The following is a 15,620-nucleotide window of genomic DNA, read 5'->3' as shown; positions in this document are numbered from 1 at the left end:
TTCCCTGCTGCGCCTCCTCGTCGCGTCGTCCTCTACCCCGCATGACCACCGACGCCTTCTCGTTCTCCGCGCGCTTCAGCGGTCGGTGCTGACGTCAGCATGCCGAGGAAGTGGTCGAGACCGACGCGGGCGTAGATGTCCTTGGCGTCCTCTTCAGGCTCACCGATGAGCACCCGGGCGTGGGGCAGGGCAGAGACGAGACGGTCTAGGCAGGCAAGCCCAGCCTCGTCGTGATCGGGGACGATGACAACGTCGGCGCCCTCGAGAAGCCGGGCAAGGGTTTCGACGGGCGGGCTGCCGGCGCCGCCGGCCCAGGTGGTCGCGTAGACCCCGTGGAGGGCGTCGCAGGAGGACTCGCTCTCGCAGAGCACGACCGTTTCGCCGGCGGCCGCCGCCATGCGGACCTCGTCCTCGCGGTAGAGGGGCAGGTCAGCTTCGCGTGTGCCGAGCAGGCCGGGGACCCACTCCCCTCGCGTGTTCCGCGACTCCCACCGCATGGTCTTGGTGCCATCGGGTCGTCGAAGCCGCTGCTTCGCGTGGTCGGGGCCGTAGAGGTGCCAGGCCTCGTGGCGGTAGCCGGCCGTCTCCAGGTGGGCGCCGGCCTTGAGCTCCGGCCATTCCCGGCGCAGCCCGCGGAGGTGGACGTAACGGCTGGGGGTGATGCGAGGAGGCCGTTGCAGGTGGTTGGGCCGCAGCCCTAGGGCGCGCAGGACGGCGGTGACCGAGCAGCCGGCGTGGCAGTGGAGCCAAGCACCGCGATCGTCGTCGCGACGGCCGATCGCCAGGGCAGCGGAGTGCAGTCCAGTGTGTCCATGCGCAGGGCACTGCCACTTGCGGCCGGCACGACGACAACCCATCGCCGCGAGCACCTCGGCGAGCCAGTGTTCGGGCGAGGACGTCGGGATGCCGGGGCTGCTGCATTGACTGGGGACGCGCGGTGTCGATCTCGTTGTGGTGCGGGCCTCGGTGTCGGTCATGACGTTCTCCTCGGACTTGTCGGGAGGGTTCCCGCTCGAGCGATGCGCGATCCGGGTGCGGTGCAGGTCGGGGCTCGGAGTGGTGGGTGGAGGCGCGCTGTTTGCCTCCACCGCCCAGCGGGCGCGCTGCGGGCCGCGGAGGCTCGCGGTCCAGGGGGCCGGACGCAGTCCGGTCGCGCAGCGACGCGCAGCGCCCTTGACCGCGAGGGCGGCCCGATCAAGCTCCGCCGGGCCCCGACAGGGACGAGGCAGCGCCGCGCAGCGGCTCCGCCGCCGGCCCGGAGGGCTGCTCGGCCCAGGCGGCCTTGAGCCCCTCACCGACACCGACATGGCTACGGACGAACTCGGCGACGGCAAGCGCCTCGAACGCGGCGGCGGCGGTCGAGTCCCAGGGCGCCAGATCGGCGAGCTCCTCGCCAGCGACCGGGTCGCCGTCGAGGGCGGCGGCGAACAGCCGCTCGACGTAGCCCCGTGGCGGCGCCGCCGTGTCGTCCGTCGAGTCGCGATGCGTGCTGGTCGTCGGTGTGAGGTCGGGTGAGAGCTCGTGGTCGTGGCGCATACCGGTTCGAAGGTCGGGGCCGGTTCCGGGTTCCCGGACCGCCCGGACCTGTGGACAGGGACCTCCGAAGCGGCGCCCTCGTCCCGAGGGCGCCGCCCGACGGGTCAGAGTGGGAACCGCAGACCTCGCGCTACGGCGGCCGCGCCCATGGCGGCGCGGGCGCGGGCTCGGCGGGACTTGAGGGTGCCCTCGGCGACCTCGAGGCGGGAGGCGGCCGCACCGATGTCGAGGCCCTGCATGTCAACGAGCTCGACGGCAGCGCGCTGCTCGGGAGTCAGCACCGCCAGCAAGTCGTCGAGGACCGCGGTCGCCTCTATCTGTTCGATCGTTCCAGGGGCATCGGAAGGACCGTCAAGAGCGCGCCGCATCTCGGTGGCGACCTGTGTCGGGTCGCCGTACAGCTCGGTCGGGCGGGACCGGGCCCGGCGGGTCGCGTCAAGGGCGGCGTTGTGCGCGATGCGGTAGAGCCAGGTGCCGACGGCAGCGTCCCCGCGGAAGGTGTCGGCCTTCGTCGCCACCTTGATCCAAGCGTTCTGCACCGCGTCGTCGACGTCCCCGCGCGCGCCCAGCACGCGACGGGCCGCGCCGACCATGACGTCGTGGTGTCGGGTGGCCAGCACCGCGAGGGCGGCTCGGTCGCCGTGCTCGGCGTAGGCGGTCAGCAGCTCGCGGTCTTCTCGTTCGTCGTCGACGGAAGCGGCTACGCACCCCGGGGTCGACGTCGCCGTCCTTCCGGGGCCAGGCAGGTCGAGCGGCCGACCTGGCGTGTCAGCGTCAGTCGCTTCTCGCCAGGTGGGGTCCGTGGTCGGCGTCGGAACGCTTCCCTGCAGTGCGGGCTCCACGTCGTCGGGGCGGAGAAGCGGCACCGGGGGCGCGGTCGGGGCGGTGAGGAGGCGTGCGCAGTGGGTCCAGACCTCGGCCAGGCGCCGGGCGGCGACGCGGTCGCAGATCTGCCAGAGGACCGGGCCGACGCGCACCCAGACGTGCGCGGGCACGATCTGGCCACTGATCTCGCGGCGGGGCTGGTAACCGACGCTGGACGCGGGCGCGGTGCCGTAGCGCAGCAACAGGGTCGGCGGATAGGTGCCGGGCTCGATACCCAGCCAGGTCAGCGACGCGGTCCAGGTCAGCTGCTGGCGCTCGGCGAGCGCGAGCCCGTCGGTGAACGACCGGGCGAGCCCCGCTGCGGCCTCGCTGGTCGTGACGTAGGTCAGGGTGTCGCCCGCGCGGACGCCGACCTGCTGGGACGGCGTGCCGTAGTGGTGGGCGAATGCTTCGGTGGTGAGCTGTCCGGCCACGCGGGTGGTGACCGAGCGGATGACCGAGGTGTGCGAGCTGTGGTCGACGGACACGTGAGCCTCCCGGGCCAAGGGCCGGGGCTGGTGGGCCCCGGGGCGATGGGTGGAGGCGCTTGCTGCCTCCACCGCCCGAAGGGCGCCGACCGGGCCGCCGAGGCTCGCGGTCAAGGGCCGGACGCAGTCCGGTCGCGCAGCGACGCGAAGCGCCCTTGACCGGGAGAGCGGCCCGATCAAGCTCGCCGGGGCCCACCAGACCGCGCCGCGCAGCGGCGTCCATCAGGGCCGAAGGCCCCCGGCCGCCCGGCCTTGAGGTGCATCGGCCGGCTCGAGACCGCCACAACTGTGCGCGGTGTTGACGCGGCGAGAACGTGATCTACCGAGCCTTCGAAGGTCGCCGCCGCAGGTGGGTTGCACGAGGTCCCGGCCGCGCGGGCATGAGCTGCACCTGTCGACTGCATCTACCGCTACAGCGCGGCGTAGGGACGTTGCGCTACGCCGATTCCGCAGTGACGTCGGTCGGTACCAGATCGTGGCGGACGCGCAGGAAGCGCGTGGCGTGGCGCCATCGGCCCTGTTCGAAGGCGGTGTCGGCTTCGATCTCGACAACGAGTTCAGGCGCGACCTGAACGTAGTCGATCTCCTCGCCGGGAATCTGGCCGAACCGGCTTGCCGGAAGCCGCGACGGCCATGGGTGGCCATTCGACACGCGACGCAGCAGCGGCGCCAACTGCGCCCACGCCGCCGGCTCAAGAGGTCCGGTGCGTCCGGCGACGCGCAGCCGGCCCCGCTCGAAGCGCCCGAGGACGAGGCCGCCGGGTTGCTCCAGGCTGCCCAGGACCCCGCCAACGACGGCGTCGGCCGTGCGCCGAGCCTTGAGCTTCTGCCACCCGCGGACGCCGGGTCGGTATCGCTGGTCACGCTTCTTCGCCACGACCCCCTCGACACCAGATGGCTGATCACGGAGCCACGCGCTTGCCGCCTCGCGGTCGTGAGTCATGGGCATAAGTCCCAAGCCTGGCCGCCGCTCGTCGAGCAGCGCTTCGAGGTATCGGCGGCGTTCGTCGTAGGGCTGCGGCCGGAGGTCCTGCCCGCCCTGGCTCAAGACGTCGAACACGATCATCACAGCCGGTGCCTGGCGGGCGAGCTGGGCGACGCGGCCGGCGCCGGCGCGCAATCGGTGCTGGAGCGCGGCGAAATCGACCCCGCCGGCGACAGGGCCGACCAGCTCACCGTCGAGTACGACACCGTTCGGCAACGCCCGGCCTGCCGCGATGACCTCGGGGAAGTAGCGGTCGAGAGGCTTCCGGCGGCGCGAGTCGAGCCGCACGTCGCCGAACTCCGAGACCGCCAGCAGCGCGCGGAACCCGTCGAGTTTGGGCTCATAAGCCCAGCGACCGGCCATGGGCAGCCACTCGCACGAACGCGAGAGCATCACCGCGACCTTCTCCACCGCCGCAGTCTCACCGCGCGCCGCCTTGCGCGCTCCCCTGGCCCGCGACGCGACCACCAACAGGCGACTCCCCAGTCAGCCAAGGGATGTCGGACCCGGCGCGTAGAACACGGTCGATGCGCACCCCGTCAACCGTCGCGGCAGCTCGTGGAACCCACGGCCCAGGCTGTGCCATGGTGGTCGCGCCGTGCTCCCCCGCGGCCGACGGCTGACGTCCGTTCGAAGGGAGCACCTGCCATGGCGACCCACCGCGATCTGCAACGCCGCGCCCAGCGCGAAGCCGAGGCAGCCCAGATGGTCGCGGCAGCGGAGAGCGTGCGCGTCCGGGGTCCCGGCGGCTACGCCGGCCTCGATGAGGCCTCCGCCGCCGCCTTGTCCGAGCTGCTCGAGGTCCTCGCCGAGACGTGGCGCGACAAGCCCCACGCTCCCCGCGTCTGGGAGGCCGGCGCGCGCGTCGCGGCCCGGGTGCTCGGGCCAGACCACGACCCCGCCCCCAGATTTCGCGGCCCGCTACCCGCGGGCTACGAGAACCCACACCTGCGACGAGGCCTCCTCGACGGCTGAAGGCCCGGCGGCGGTCCATCCGGTCAACGACGGCTTTCGCTGACTAGCTGGTGCCGGCGGGTACCAACTCGCTCAGCAGTTCGCGGACGCGCTGGTCGATGTCGTCGCGGATGGGGCGGACGTCGTCGACGCCCTTGCCCGCAGGGTCGGTGAGTTCCCAGTCGAGGTAGCGCTTGCCGGGGAAGATCGGGCAGGCGTCGCCGCAGCCCATGGTGATGACGACGTCGGCGGCTTCGACGACGTCGGTGGTGAGCGGCTTGGGGAACTCGCGGGAGAGGTCGAGGCCGAGTTCGCCCATGACCTCGCGGACGGCGGGGTTGATCTCGTTGGCCGGGGTGGAGCCGGCGGAGCGGACGTGGACCGTGCCCTGGGCGTGGTGGTCGAGGAGGGCGGCGGCCATCTGGGATCGGCCGGCGTTGTGCACGCAGACGAACAGGACCTCGGGGACGTCGGACACCAGTGCTCCCTGGGCTTGGGCGGCGGCGGTCAGCCGCTCGCGGGCGAACCGCTCGGACAGGACGGTCAGGTGGGTCGTGCCCTTCGCGGTAGTGGAGAGCAGCTCGTGGGATTCCACGAGGCAGGCCGCGACGGTCTCGGGGGAGAACACCCCGGGCGAAGCGCTCGGCGAGCACCTCGGCGGTGTGGGCGAGGTGGTGGTCGGTGGAGAGCAGGCTCAACGCCTCGAGGTCGCGCCGTGGCGGCACGACGGGACTCGCCGGGCTGGCTGGGCCGGTGGTGGGGTCGGGGTGGACGGCGTCATTGCTCATCCGCGTGCTCCTGATCCGGTGGGCTCCACGACCCCGGTGCGGGGCGGGAAGAGTCGGCGCCGCAGCCACAGCGACACGTAGACCAGGGCGACCAGGACCGGCACCTCGATCAGCGGGCCGACGACCCCGGCGAGGGCCTGGCCGCTGGTTGCACCCCAGGTAGCGATGGCGACCGCGATGGCGAGCTCGAAGTTGTTGCCGGCGGCGGTGAACGCGAGCGTGGTGGTGCGCTCGTAGCCGAGACCCACCGCGCGGCCCAGGGCGTAGGAGCCGGCCCACATCAGCGCGAAGTAGATCAGGAGCGGCAGTGCGATCCGGACGACGTCGAGGGGGCGGCTGGTGATGGCGTCGCCCTGGAGGGCGAAGAGGATGACGATGGTGAACAGCAGCCCGTAGAGCGCGAACGGCCCGATGCGCGGCAGGAACCGGGTCTCGTACCAGTCGCGGCCGCGGGCGCGCTCGCCGAGCCGGCGGGTGAGGTAGCCGGCGAGCAGCGGGATGCCGAGGAAGATCAGCACCGAGCGGACGATGGCCCAGGCGGATACGTCGAGCCCGGCCATGGGGAGCCCGAGCCAGCCGGGCAGCACGGCGAGGTAGAACCAGCCCAGGGCACCGAAGGCGACCACCTGGAACACGGAGTTGAGCGCGACGAGGACGGCGGCGGCTTCGCGGTCGCCGCAGGCGAGGTCGTTCCAGATGATGACCATGGCGATGCAGCGGGCGAGCCCGACGACGATCAGCCCGGTGCGGTACTCGGGCAGGTCCGGGAGCAGCAACCATGCCAGGGCGAACATCAGCGCCGGCCCGATGACCCAGTTCAGCACCAGCGACGACACCAGCAGCCGGCGGTCGCCGGTGACGGTGTTGAGGCGGTCGTAGCGGACCTTGGCCAGCACCGGGTACATCATGATCAGCAGGCCGAGGGCGATCGGGAGCGAGACCCCGTCGATCGCGACCGCCCCGAGGACCTCGCCGAGCCCGGGGATGAGCCGGCCCGCGAGGAGTCCGACGACCATCGCGGCGAGAATCCAGACGGGCAGGAACCGGTCGAGGGTGGAGAGCCTGGCGACGACGCCGGCCTCTGAGGGGTCGTTCGAGGTCAGGTTCTCGGTGCTCACGCGTCGACCACCGGGAGGGCCTCGCGGTCGGCGGGCTTCGTGGCTGGCAAGTCCTCGGTGGTCGCCGGTACGAGCACGGCGGAGACGGTCGCTAGCAGCTCGGGGCGCACCCGGTAGTACACCCAGGTGCCGCGGCGCTCGCCGGTGATGAGCCCGGCCTCGCGCAGCACCTTGAGGTGGTGGCTGATCGTCGGCCCGGACAGGTCGAACACGTCAGTCAGGTCGCAGACACACGCCTCGCCGCCGACGTGGGAGGCGATCAGCGAGAGCAGCCGCAGCCGCACCGGGTCGCCCATCGCCTTGAACACCCGCGACAGCTCGATCGACTGCTGCGCCGTGAGGGGCTCACGGACCAGCGGCTCGCAGCACCCCACGACCTCGGCGAGCTGGGCCAGCACCCGCTCCTCGTCACCCTGCTTCGACATGCATCTACCTTGACATGCGTCGAACCAGAGTGCAACCTCTGGTTCGACCGACATCGAAGCAGGCGTCGGAGGAGTTCGAGGAGGACATCCATGTCCCGTGTGCAGCTCGCCCTGCGGGTCTCCGACCTGGAGGGCTCGATCCGCTTCTACAGCTCTCTGTTCGGGGTGGAGCCGGCCAAGCGGCGCCCCGGCTACGCCAACTTCGCGGTGGCTGAGCCGCCGTTGAAGCTGGTCCTGTTGGAGGGCGAGGCGGACCGGCCGACGGTGATGGACCACCTCGGGGTCGAGGTCGAGTCCACCGACGAGGTCAACGACGCCACCGAGCGCCTCTCGACCCTGGGCCTGTTCACGCAGGTCGAGGACGACACCACCTGTTGCTACGCCCGCCAGGACAAGGTGTGGGTCCAGGGGCCGGGCCACGAGCCGTGGGAGGTCTACACCGTCAAGGAGGACTCCCCCGACTTCGGCACCAACGGGATCATCACGACCATGCCCGACCAGGGCGCCAGCGCGGCGAGCGTCGAAACCAACGAGGCCTCCACGTGCTGCGGGGTCACCGCGTGCTGCTCGCACGACGAGGCTGCAACGGAGCCCGGAGTGACCGTCACCGAGGCCAAGACCTCTGCCGGCTGCGGGTGCATCGCGTGACCACCGATCACGCGGACGGGTCGGCCGTGGCGCGCGAGCGGGTCCGCACCTGCTACGCCACCGCGGCCGGCCAGGTCCGCGCCGGCCAGACCCCAAGCTGCTCCGAAGCCGACCCTGCCGGCATGTGCGGGGACGCCTACGACCCCGCTCAGCTCGCCCACGCCGGGGCCGCCGGCGCGGCCAGTCTGGGCTGCGGGAACCCGCTGGCGGTCGCCGAGCTCGTCGCCGGGGAGACCGTGCTCGACCTCGGGTCCGGCGCCGGGCTGGACGTGCTGCTCTCGGCCCGCCGGGTCGGGCCCGACGGGTTCGCCTACGGGCTGGACATGACCGACGAGATGCTCGACCTCGCCCGCCAGCACGCCGCCGAGGCCGGGGCCACCAACGTCGAGTTCCTGCGCGGGCATATCGAAGCCATCCCGTTATCCGACGCCTCAGTGGACGTCGTCATCTCCAACTGCGTGATCAACCTGTCGGCGGACAAGCCGGCCGTGTTCGCCGAGATCGCCCGCGTCCTGCGACCCGGCGGGCGGCTCGGGGTCTCCGACCTCGTCGCCGACGACCGGGCCGACGCGGCCACCGTCGTTGAAGCGGCCACATCGGTCGGGGCGATCACCGGCGTTCTGCGCCAGAGCGCCTACCGCGCCGAGCTGGAGGAAGCCGGGCTCACCGCGGTCGCCGTCACCGCCACCCGTGAGGTCGCCGCCGGCGTCTTCTCCGCCATCATCCGGGCCTCGCGCCCCTGGACCAGCCCCGCGCACACTTCACCGATGGACCGGCAGGCGGTTCACCAGGAGCTCAAACGCGCGGGCGGCTTTCCACGACCTGCACGCGCAAGCCACGCCTGCCGGCTTGAAGCGCCGCTCGCACGGCACCCGGTGGGACAACCAGCAACTGCTGTTCCACATGCTGCTCGGATACCTGATCATCCGGGCTCTCGGGAACCTCGTCAGGCTACGGCGAGGGGGGATGCGGAGCGGCGAGCGAGTGCACTGATGACGGGGTAGGCGGTGGCGAGGCCGATCACGACGCCAATCTGCATAAGGAACACGAAGCTGGCCTCGGTGATCGGGGGCATCAGTGAACCAAGGTGCAGGACGACCATCCATCCGACCATGCCGATGTCGAACGCGAGAATCGTGATCGCGGCGACGACCGCGGCCCGGCCTGGGGTGGTCGGGGTGGGAAGCTGAGCGGTCGCCGCAGCGCGGGAGCGGTACTCGAAGCCGAACAGCAACATCAGGGCGAGGACGGCGATGACCGCGATCATCGCCCACATGTCGAGCCCCGCGATGGTCCAACCAGTGAATGCGACGAGGGGCACCCCGATGACATGGGCGATCGCGGAGGCGGCGCCGCCGGGCAGCCCGTAGGTCAGGGAGGGGGCGCTCGCGCTTGTGTCGGCTCTACGTCCGGCGTCGGCGGCCGGACGTCCCCACCGAACGTAAGCCCAAAGCGCGATCGGGCCGAGGTAAAGCGCAGTGACCGGCCAGACGATCTCCATCGCCCGCGACGACTGGCGGCGCCCCCGCAAGAAGACGTCGATGAGGATCGCCGCGGCCGAGAGCACGGCGAGGACCAGGAAAGTCCACGCCAACGGCGTCACCCACGACGGGAGGTTCTGACCCATGACCATCATGTCCACGATGTCTCCAGTGTTGGCTCAGGCCCGACCGAACACCCGCTGGAAACCAACGGGCACGGGCAGCGGGCTGCAGGCAGGGAGGTCAGTCGTTGCGGAAGTCGTAGCTGGCTGGCGGGGTGACGGGCGTGTTGATCGGGCCATAAACCAGCGCGATCTGCTGGCGCTCACCCAGTGGGAGGGCGGCGGGGTTGCCGGGGAACTCCACGCCGTTGACGAAGGTACGCAGGCTGGTGCCCGGGCCCACGGTCAGAGCCCCGAGGCGGGTCGCGTCGAGGGCGACGTTCCACTCGTTGAACAGCTGCCCGAGGACGTACAGCCCGTTCGGGTCCGGGGACTCAACGTGCACCAGCCCGGTGTCGTCGTGGGTGTGCAGCGCTGACATCCCTCCGCTCGAGGAGTCCACACCGAGGTCGGCGGGCACCGGCACCGGTTGCCCGGCGACGATGACGTCGAGGTGGGCATGAAAGTGTCGGGCCATGGCGTTCATGTCGCTGAACGGCAGGCCCGCCGCGCGCATCCCCGGTGCCGGGTCGGAGGGGGCCGGCCAGGGCGGGAGCGTCATGGCGCCATAACCGTTCACCAGCGGTGCCGACGCGGACGGGGCTCTGGGTGGTGGTGTCGAACCCGGGGACGCGACCAGAAGGAGCAGGACACCGGCCGCGACCAGCAGGGCACCGAGCGCGATCCCGCCAGGCACGAGGAGCCGCCGCCGTTGGGCCTGACGCTGCTCGGTCGGACGCTGCTCGGCCTGGCGCTCGCGTCCAGCTCCCCGCCGAGGGTGTCTGGTCACCTTGGCCATCGACGAGTGCTCCTGAACGCAGCGACCGGCGAAGAGACGGGTGGTGGTGGCGTGCTCACGACGATCGGGCGGTGAGGTCCTCGCGGCGCTGCAAGTACTCCTCCCGGGTCAGACGGCCACTGGCGTACTCGCGGCCCACGACCTCGAGAGCGTCCGCAGACTGGCCGGCTTGAGGGGCACGCAACTGGCGGGCCAGCCACACGATGCCGAGCACGAGCAGGGCCAGCAGGGCCAGCCCCAGCAGGCCGCCGACGACCGCACCCACGATCCCCATGGCCCCGCAGGCCCCTATGCCGCCCATCATCATGCCGCCCATCAGCACGGTCACCCTTCTGCCGGTGCTTGTCGTACGACCACACCTGCCGAACAACTAGGCGTCGATAGTACATACGTACCTAGTACGTTGTGCGCTGCAGCGAGAGGAGCGCGATGCGCGAGAGCGAGGACAGCGCCACCGACGACCCGGGCGAGCGGGTCGAGCTGGAGCGGGCTCTGGGCGTCCTGGGGCCACTGGAGGCTCGGATCATGTGCGCGGTGTGGACCGGCGTGGTGACGCCACCGTTCACCGTGCACGACGTGCATGACGGGATGGCCGAGCTCGCATACACCACGGTGCTGACCACGATGCGCCGGCTGGTCGACAAGGGGCTGCTCGACGCGGCCGCCGCGGTCGGGCGACGCTCGCACCACTACCGCGCCCGCGGCGACCCGGCGGCGTTCCTGGCCGCCCAGAGCGACCGAGAGGCCACGGCGGTCCTTGAGCGCTACGGTGACGCGGCGCTGGCCGCGTTCGCTCAGCGCCTCGAGGCGCTTAACCCGCGGCAGCGTGAGGCTCTTGCGCGGCTGCGGAGCTCCTCGTGACCCGGCCGAGGTGGCTCGGTCCACCCGCGAACTGTTCCTCGGGTCGCCAGGCACTCGCGCCTCTCCCGGCGGCGTCGGCGCTCGCTTCGTCGACTGTGACGAGCGTGACCGTGCTGGGGTGGCTATGCCGGCCACGTCGATGATGTTCGTTTGCTCTGCGTTGTCGCCGTGGGCGTGTTCGACGAGCAGCGCAGCCGCGGCGGGTGCCCTGCTCGTCGTCGCGGTCGGACTGCGGGCAGGCTGGCTGGGCCTCGCCACGGCCCGCGCGGTCCGGGCTCTCGCTCTAGCGCCGACACCGCTGGCGCTGGCCCGAGCCGCCCGCCGCTGCACGACCACACGCATCAGCTGTCTGAACAGCCGTGAGCGGGTGGCGTTCTGTGCTGGCCTGTATCGTCCCCGGATCTACGTCTCGCTCGGACTGGTGGCTACCCTCGCCGGCGACGAGCTCGTCGCGGTGCTCGCCCACGAGAACGCCCACGCACGGCGACGGGACCCGCTGCGCGGCCTGCTGATGCGGGCGTGCGCCGACGTAGCCTTCTTCGCTCCCCTGCTGCGCTGGTGCCAGCACCGACGCCATCTGCGCGCGGAACTGGCCGCCGACCGCGCCGCGGTCGAGCACACCAGCGCTCCCGCCCTCGCCGGGGCCCTGCTGCGCCTCGCCGACTCCTCTCCCGCGGAGACGCCGGCCGGTGCAGCAACCTTCGGTGCCGCCGCTGCGGTGCTCGAGCGCCGGATCGCTGCCCTGACCGCTGCCACCCCCGCACCTCGCCAACCACTACCGACCCACGCCGGAATCATCAGCATCGCCGGTCTGATCGCGGTCGGTGCCGTTGTCGCGTGCCTGCCCGCCCTGGTGGCCATGCTCGGCTAAGTAGCGCCCGCACCAGCCAAGTCGCGACGACGCACACCGGGTCTCACCGGCCGGTCGCCGAGTGCTTCAGCGCGCTCGCCGACCTGCTCGGTGGGTATCCGCCCGTGTTCGGTGTTCTGGCGGCCGTCGCTGCGCTGGCGGCGGTCCTGGCGTTCGGCACCGTCTTGCAGCGTCGAGACCGATCCGCTCAGATCGTCGACCGCTGACTCGGAGAGGCGCAGTGGAGTACGAGGCCCGAGCCTGTCGATCGAGGTCGTCATGACCGATGCTCCCCGTCGGGTCGGCATGCGCGACGTGTTCGCTGAGCCCGGGTACCGGCGACTGTGGTCGGCGAGGACGGCGTCGCAGGGGGGCGACGTGTTCGCCACGGTGGCGTTGTCCCTGCTGGTCTTCGACCTGACCGGCTCGCCGCTGGGCGTCAGCGCGGTGGTGTTCGCAGAGATCGTGCCGGTACTGCTGCTCGCACCGGTCGCGGGCACAGTCGTCGATCGGTTGCCGCGGGTGCCCGTGATGATCGTCGCGGACCTCTGGCGTGCCGTCCTCGCCGTCTCGCTGGTCTTCCTCGCTGACCAGCCGGCTGCGATCTACGTGATCGCGTTCGGGCTGTCGGGGGGTGCGGTGGTGTTCAACCCTGCCGCCAGCAGCGCGATACCCGCGCTGGTGCGGGAGGACGAACTCGTCGCCGCAAACAGCGGCATCTGGACCGCAGCTGTGCTGAGCCAGATCGCGCTCGCCCCTGTTGCCGGTGCCCTCTATGCCGCAGTCGGCGCTGGCCCGGCGTTCGGAATCAACGCCGCCAGCTTCGTGCTCAGCGCTGCGTTGTTGGCCGGTCTAGGGCTTCCCGCGTCCGTGGTGTCGACGCGGCGGCAGGGGTTCTTCGCGGACGCCCTGGCAGGGGCTCGCCTACTCGTCGGCGACCGGTTGCTGCGCGCGCTCGGTGCCGGACAGCTCCTGGCCGCGCTGTCAGCCGGTGCTACCAGCGCCTTGCTCGTTGTCCTCGTCCGCGACCACCTGCAGTTGGCGCCGAGCGGGTACGGACTCTTGCTCGGCGCCATCGGTGTGGGTGCTGTCCTCGGACCGATCGCGCTGACACGCCTGGTGGCCGACCCACGCCGGCCGGCGTTCGTGTTCGGCCCCTTCGTGGTGCGTGGGCTGGTGGACCTCGTGCTCGCGACGTTCACAGCACTTCCGGTCGCGCTCGCCGCCCTGGCCATCTACGGCCTCGGCACCTCCACCGGCACCGTGACGTTCAACTCGCTGTTGCAGGCCCACACGCCCGAGGAAGCCCGCGGACGCATCTTCGCCAGCTTCGACCTGTTCTGGCAGCTCGGGCGCCTCGTGTCGCTTCTCGTCGGCGGCGTGCTCGCCGCCGCGCTGGGTATCAGCGCCGTGTACTACCTCGGGGGCGCGCTTCTGCTACTCGCCGCCGGCATCGGCTATCGAGGAAGTCGTGCGGCCCCTCGCGGCGGTTCAAGTGCGTCAGCTCGCGAATGACGAGCGCCTCCGGGTGAGAGATCAGCCGGCTCACCCAGGGTGAGCTGACGGCGGTGGAGCTCGAAGTGCTGGTCATCCGGGGGCCCGGAGCACGGATGTTGACCGTGGGGCGTTGCGTGAGGGCCGCGGTGCGATCTCCCCGTACAGGAACAGGACGACCACCGAGGAGGCGAGGGCGCTCCCCCGCAGGCCGAGCACCGTTTGGAGAGGTCGAGCAGGACGGCGCCGGTGAGTACGCGTCGCTTGCTGGCCGTTGCGGCGCCCGTGTCGGCCACGGAAACATGGTGACGGCTGGGGGTGCTGCATCCTCGCCACGGTGCCGACCTCGAGCGGCGCCCACCACCGAGTCCCTCCACAGCAGCGGGCGCGTCGGCGGCACCGGCTGTGTTCACCCTGAGCCGATCACCGTGGCACTCGCCGCGAGGGTCACCGCCATCGCAACGGTGCGTGCGGCGTTGATGGAGGCGAAGCGGTCGAGGACGGCGCCGGTGTGCGTGGGGTCGAGGTCGCCGTGCCGTAGCGACAGCAGCGTCGGGGCGGCTCGGCCTGTGGCTGCGAGGTGGCCGAGTGTGCCGAAGACCGCGACGAGGAGAGCTGTCTTGGTCGCTCGGGTCTGTTCGCGGCGCAGGCCGCTGATCGCTGCAACGAGGGTGGTTGCGGCTGCCCCGAGCCCGAGTGGGGGGTACCAGCGCAGGCCGTTGTGGAGGTCGGCGGCGCGTACGTACTCGGCGTAGGCGACGGAGCCGATCTTCCGGCGGGCGGGAAGCTGCTTGAACGCCTGGTCGGCGGTGGCCCCGGTGGCCAGGGCGTTGGCGACGACGGCGGCGACAGGCAGCAGGTTCTTGTTGGTCCTCACGGGCGCTCCTCATACGTAGCAACACAACCTATAGTAAGCACGTGTAGGCGGAGGAGAAGGCGGTTGGCGTGCTCATCGCTGCGGTGCTCAACGAGCAAGACGGGACGGTGTTCGGGGTCCCGGTTCCGGACAGTCGGCCGGTCTTCCTTGCCATCGTCGGTGTGCACATCGCCGCCGGGCTCGTGGCGGTCCTCGCTGGCGCGGCTGCCGCGCTGACCCGCAAGCGTCGCGGTGTTCACCCGGTTGGCGGGCGGACCTACCTGATCGCGCTCGGGGTCGTCGCGACCACGGCCGCAGCACTCGTGGTCCTGCGCTGGCCGTACAACCTCCACCTGTTCGTGCTCGGTGCTCTCGCAGCCGGAACGGCGGGCTACGGGTGGCGGGCCAGGCGAGCGGCGCTGCGCGGTCGCCCCCGCTGGCGACGCGGCCACGTCGTGGGCATGGGCAGCTCGTATGTGCTCATGCTGACCGCGTTCTACGTCGACAACGGCCCGCGCCTGCCGGTGTGGGACCTGCTCCCGCCGCTCCTGTTCTGGGTGCTGCCCACCGCGATCGGCGCGCCGATCATCGTGTGGGCGCTCGCTCGCCACAAACTCCTCGGAGGCGAGCGCGCCGGGCGTGCGCCGACCACGCGACCATCCCCGACGACGGCAGGCGGATCAGGCTGACCACGACGCCGGCCAGCACGGCAGGCCCGAGGTCCGCCACGCTCAGCGTCGGACCGGCGGCGACCCAGAGGACGAGTAGTCCCAGCATCACCGCATCGGCCGCTGCGGTTCCCCAGGCAGCGAGCTCGGCGTGAGCGAGGGCGGAGCCGGGGGGCAACTCGCGAAGGGCCCAGCGGAAGGGGAACCCCACGGCAACAGCCGCGGGGATCACCGCCGCGAGCACCACGCCCAGCAGAGGTAGCGCCCACCACGGCCCGGCCAAGCGACCGTGGAGCATCGGCGCCCCTCCCGCGACGAAGGTGATGCACCAGCCGGCCGCCGCCAGGGGGCCCGACGCCAGCACCGCCCGGCCGACCCACTGGGCCCGCGCGGACGCCTCCTCCGAGACGAATCCGGCCGCTACCACCTCGGGATCCCCGAACTCGGCGACCGCGGCCCGGGCTGCCGCCCACCGTGGTCGATCGGCGTCCGCCCCGCCCTGGTCCCCGAGGCCGGCGAGGTGGTGCTCGGTGGCCTCGAGCAGGCCGTCCCGCAGCTCGACCAGGACATCAGCACGCCACCGCGCCGGCCCGACCAGGCCGCCCGCGGCCCGCCCGAGCCACTCGGCCAGCACTGTCTCGTCC

General features: G+C 71.7%; 20 protein-coding genes. 7 read left to right on the top strand and 13 right to left on the bottom strand.

The genetic code is table 11. The features are described from left to right. Positions 1–32 precede the first annotated feature (32 nt). The 4 genes from ACQPX6_RS08910 to ACQPX6_RS08895 form a co-directional block, all read right to left on the bottom strand. On the bottom strand, positions 33–977 hold the full coding sequence (locus ACQPX6_RS08910) for a hypothetical protein (protein ID WP_433786950.1): 945 nt from the start codon (positions 975–977) through the stop codon (positions 33–35). Positions 978–1,194: 217 nt separating this feature from the next. Further along, positions 1,195–1,536 carry a hypothetical protein gene (locus tag ACQPX6_RS08905; protein ID WP_433786949.1) on the bottom strand — a complete coding sequence of 114 codons (342 nt, stop codon included), beginning with the start codon at positions 1,534–1,536 and terminating at the stop codon, positions 1,195–1,197. A gap of 104 nt (positions 1,537–1,640) precedes the next feature. After that, positions 1,641–2,888 carry a sigma-70 family RNA polymerase sigma factor gene (locus ACQPX6_RS08900; RefSeq protein ID WP_433786948.1) on the bottom strand — a complete coding sequence of 416 codons (1,248 nt, stop codon included), beginning with the start codon at positions 2,886–2,888 and terminating at the stop codon, positions 1,641–1,643. Between the two features lie 436 nt (positions 2,889–3,324). Further along, complete coding sequence (locus tag ACQPX6_RS08895; RefSeq protein WP_433786947.1) at positions 3,325–4,284, bottom strand: hypothetical protein; 960 nt, start codon at positions 4,282–4,284, stop codon at positions 3,325–3,327. A 237-nt stretch (positions 4,285–4,521) separates the two neighbouring features. On the opposite strand from ACQPX6_RS08895, the gene ACQPX6_RS08890 reads away from it, so the two are divergent. Next, positions 4,522–4,848, top strand: coding sequence for a hypothetical protein (locus tag ACQPX6_RS08890; RefSeq protein ID WP_433786946.1), 327 nt, complete (start codon positions 4,522–4,524; stop codon positions 4,846–4,848). Between the two features lie 43 nt (positions 4,849–4,891). Here the strand turns inward: ACQPX6_RS08890 and ACQPX6_RS08885 are convergent, their stop codons facing one another. From ACQPX6_RS08885 to ACQPX6_RS08875, 3 genes are all read right to left on the bottom strand, one after another. Further along, positions 4,892–5,407, bottom strand: coding sequence for an arsenate reductase ArsC (locus ACQPX6_RS08885; RefSeq protein WP_433788228.1), 516 nt, complete (start codon positions 5,405–5,407; stop codon positions 4,892–4,894). 204 nt (positions 5,408–5,611) lie between these two features. Continuing rightward, positions 5,612–6,733, bottom strand: coding sequence for an ACR3 family arsenite efflux transporter (gene arsB / locus ACQPX6_RS08880; protein WP_433786945.1), 1,122 nt, complete (start codon positions 6,731–6,733; stop codon positions 5,612–5,614). Beyond that, the gene (locus ACQPX6_RS08875; protein ID WP_433786944.1) at positions 6,730–7,158 is read right to left on the bottom strand and encodes an ArsR/SmtB family transcription factor; all 429 of its coding nucleotides are present in this window, start codon (positions 7,156–7,158) and stop codon (positions 6,730–6,732) included. Before ACQPX6_RS08875 ends, arsB begins: the two co-directional genes overlap by 4 nt. 90 nt (positions 7,159–7,248) lie before the next feature. On the opposite strand from ACQPX6_RS08875, the gene ACQPX6_RS08870 reads away from it, so the two are divergent. Together ACQPX6_RS08870 and ACQPX6_RS08865 are read left to right on the top strand one after the other, a co-directional pair. Next, complete coding sequence (locus tag ACQPX6_RS08870; protein ID WP_433786943.1) at positions 7,249–7,806, top strand: ArsI/CadI family heavy metal resistance metalloenzyme; 558 nt, start codon at positions 7,249–7,251, stop codon at positions 7,804–7,806. After that, positions 7,803–8,810 carry a methyltransferase domain-containing protein gene (locus ACQPX6_RS08865; protein ID WP_433786942.1) on the top strand — a complete coding sequence of 336 codons (1,008 nt, stop codon included), beginning with the start codon at positions 7,803–7,805 and terminating at the stop codon, positions 8,808–8,810. The genes ACQPX6_RS08870 and ACQPX6_RS08865 overlap by 4 nt, the downstream gene beginning before the upstream one ends. Here the strand turns inward: ACQPX6_RS08865 and ACQPX6_RS08860 are convergent. From ACQPX6_RS08860 to ACQPX6_RS08850, 3 genes are all read right to left on the bottom strand, one after another. Next, on the bottom strand, positions 8,753–9,442 hold the full coding sequence (locus ACQPX6_RS08860; RefSeq protein ID WP_433788227.1) for a DUF4396 domain-containing protein: 690 nt from the start codon (positions 9,440–9,442) through the stop codon (positions 8,753–8,755). The genes ACQPX6_RS08865 and ACQPX6_RS08860 overlap by 58 nt on opposite strands. Before the next feature lie 88 nt (positions 9,443–9,530). After that, entirely contained in the window at positions 9,531–10,010 is a 480-nt protein-coding gene (locus ACQPX6_RS08855) for a hypothetical protein (protein WP_433786941.1), read from the bottom strand. Positions 10,011–10,302: 292 nt separating this feature from the next. After that, on the bottom strand, positions 10,303–10,575 hold the full coding sequence (locus ACQPX6_RS08850; RefSeq protein WP_433786940.1) for a hypothetical protein: 273 nt from the start codon (positions 10,573–10,575) through the stop codon (positions 10,303–10,305). A gap of 101 nt (positions 10,576–10,676) precedes the next feature. Between ACQPX6_RS08850 and ACQPX6_RS08845 the strand changes: the two genes are divergently transcribed. Together ACQPX6_RS08845 and ACQPX6_RS08840 are read left to right on the top strand one after the other, a co-directional pair. Further along, positions 10,677–11,108: a BlaI/MecI/CopY family transcriptional regulator gene (locus ACQPX6_RS08845; protein ID WP_433786939.1), complete on the top strand. Its 432-nt coding sequence runs from the start codon at positions 10,677–10,679 to the stop codon at positions 11,106–11,108. Between the two features lie 124 nt (positions 11,109–11,232). Beyond that, positions 11,233–11,979, top strand: coding sequence for a M56 family metallopeptidase (locus tag ACQPX6_RS08840; protein WP_433786938.1), 747 nt, complete (start codon positions 11,233–11,235; stop codon positions 11,977–11,979). On the opposite strand, the gene ACQPX6_RS08835 is transcribed toward ACQPX6_RS08840, so the two are convergent. Further along, positions 11,976–12,239 carry a hypothetical protein gene (locus tag ACQPX6_RS08835; RefSeq protein ID WP_433786937.1) on the bottom strand — a complete coding sequence of 88 codons (264 nt, stop codon included), beginning with the start codon at positions 12,237–12,239 and terminating at the stop codon, positions 11,976–11,978. The genes ACQPX6_RS08840 and ACQPX6_RS08835 overlap by 4 nt on opposite strands. Between ACQPX6_RS08835 and ACQPX6_RS08830 the strand changes: the two genes are divergently transcribed. After that, positions 12,238–13,473, top strand: a complete 1,236-nt coding sequence (locus ACQPX6_RS08830; RefSeq protein WP_433786936.1) for an MFS transporter — start codon at positions 12,238–12,240, stop codon at positions 13,471–13,473. The genes ACQPX6_RS08835 and ACQPX6_RS08830 overlap by 2 nt on opposite strands. Positions 13,474–13,861: 388 nt before the next feature. Here the strand turns inward: ACQPX6_RS08830 and ACQPX6_RS08825 are convergent, their stop codons facing one another. Beyond that, positions 13,862–14,329 (bottom strand): hypothetical protein, encoded by a 468-nt coding sequence (locus ACQPX6_RS08825; RefSeq protein ID WP_433786935.1) that lies wholly within the window; start codon positions 14,327–14,329, stop codon positions 13,862–13,864. A gap of 68 nt (positions 14,330–14,397) precedes the next feature. On the opposite strand from ACQPX6_RS08825, the gene ACQPX6_RS08820 reads away from it, so the two are divergent. After that, positions 14,398–14,997, top strand: coding sequence for a hypothetical protein (locus ACQPX6_RS08820; RefSeq protein ID WP_433786934.1), 600 nt, complete (start codon positions 14,398–14,400; stop codon positions 14,995–14,997). Here ACQPX6_RS08820 and ACQPX6_RS08815 read toward each other — a convergent pair. Further along, positions 14,894–15,610: a hypothetical protein gene (locus ACQPX6_RS08815; protein ID WP_433786933.1), complete on the bottom strand. Its 717-nt coding sequence runs from the start codon at positions 15,608–15,610 to the stop codon at positions 14,894–14,896. The two genes, ACQPX6_RS08820 and ACQPX6_RS08815, sit on opposite strands and share 104 nt — an antisense overlap. Positions 15,611–15,620: the final 10 nt, after the last annotated feature.

Origin of the sequence: Actinomycetospora sp. CA-101289 (assembly GCF_050955895.1) — a bacterium.
Lineage (GTDB): Bacteria > Actinomycetota > Actinomycetes > Mycobacteriales > Pseudonocardiaceae > Actinomycetospora.
The sequence above is the reverse complement of the archived record's forward strand: the minus strand, read 5'-3'. Positions and strand labels throughout refer to the sequence as shown.

Bases quoted from the DNA above. Each gene is read 5' to 3' on its own strand.
- ACQPX6_RS08855 (WP_433786941.1), bottom strand. From the start codon at position 10,010: ATGACGCTCCCGCCCTGGCCGGCCCCCTCCGACCCGGCACCGGGGATG.
- ACQPX6_RS08845 (WP_433786939.1), top strand. From the start codon at position 10,677: ATGCGCGAGAGCGAGGACAGCGCCACCGACGACCCGGGCGAGCGGGTC.
- ACQPX6_RS08905 (WP_433786949.1), bottom strand. From the start codon at position 1,536: ATGCGCCACGACCACGAGCTCTCACCCGACCTCACACCGACGACCAGC.
- ACQPX6_RS08835 (WP_433786937.1), bottom strand. From the start codon at position 12,239: ATGACGACCTCGATCGACAGGCTCGGGCCTCGTACTCCACTGCGCCTC.
- ACQPX6_RS08870 (WP_433786943.1), top strand. From the start codon at position 7,249: ATGTCCCGTGTGCAGCTCGCCCTGCGGGTCTCCGACCTGGAGGGCTCG.
- ACQPX6_RS08860 (WP_433788227.1), bottom strand. From the start codon at position 9,442: ATGATGGTCATGGGTCAGAACCTCCCGTCGTGGGTGACGCCGTTGGCG.
- ACQPX6_RS08830 (WP_433786936.1), top strand. From the start codon at position 12,238: ATGACCGATGCTCCCCGTCGGGTCGGCATGCGCGACGTGTTCGCTGAG.
- ACQPX6_RS08875 (WP_433786944.1), bottom strand. From the start codon at position 7,158: ATGTCGAAGCAGGGTGACGAGGAGCGGGTGCTGGCCCAGCTCGCCGAG.
- ACQPX6_RS08840 (WP_433786938.1), top strand. From the start codon at position 11,233: ATGCCGGCCACGTCGATGATGTTCGTTTGCTCTGCGTTGTCGCCGTGG.
- ACQPX6_RS08890 (WP_433786946.1), top strand. From the start codon at position 4,522: ATGGCGACCCACCGCGATCTGCAACGCCGCGCCCAGCGCGAAGCCGAG.
- ACQPX6_RS08910 (WP_433786950.1), bottom strand. From the start codon at position 977: ATGACCGACACCGAGGCCCGCACCACAACGAGATCGACACCGCGCGTC.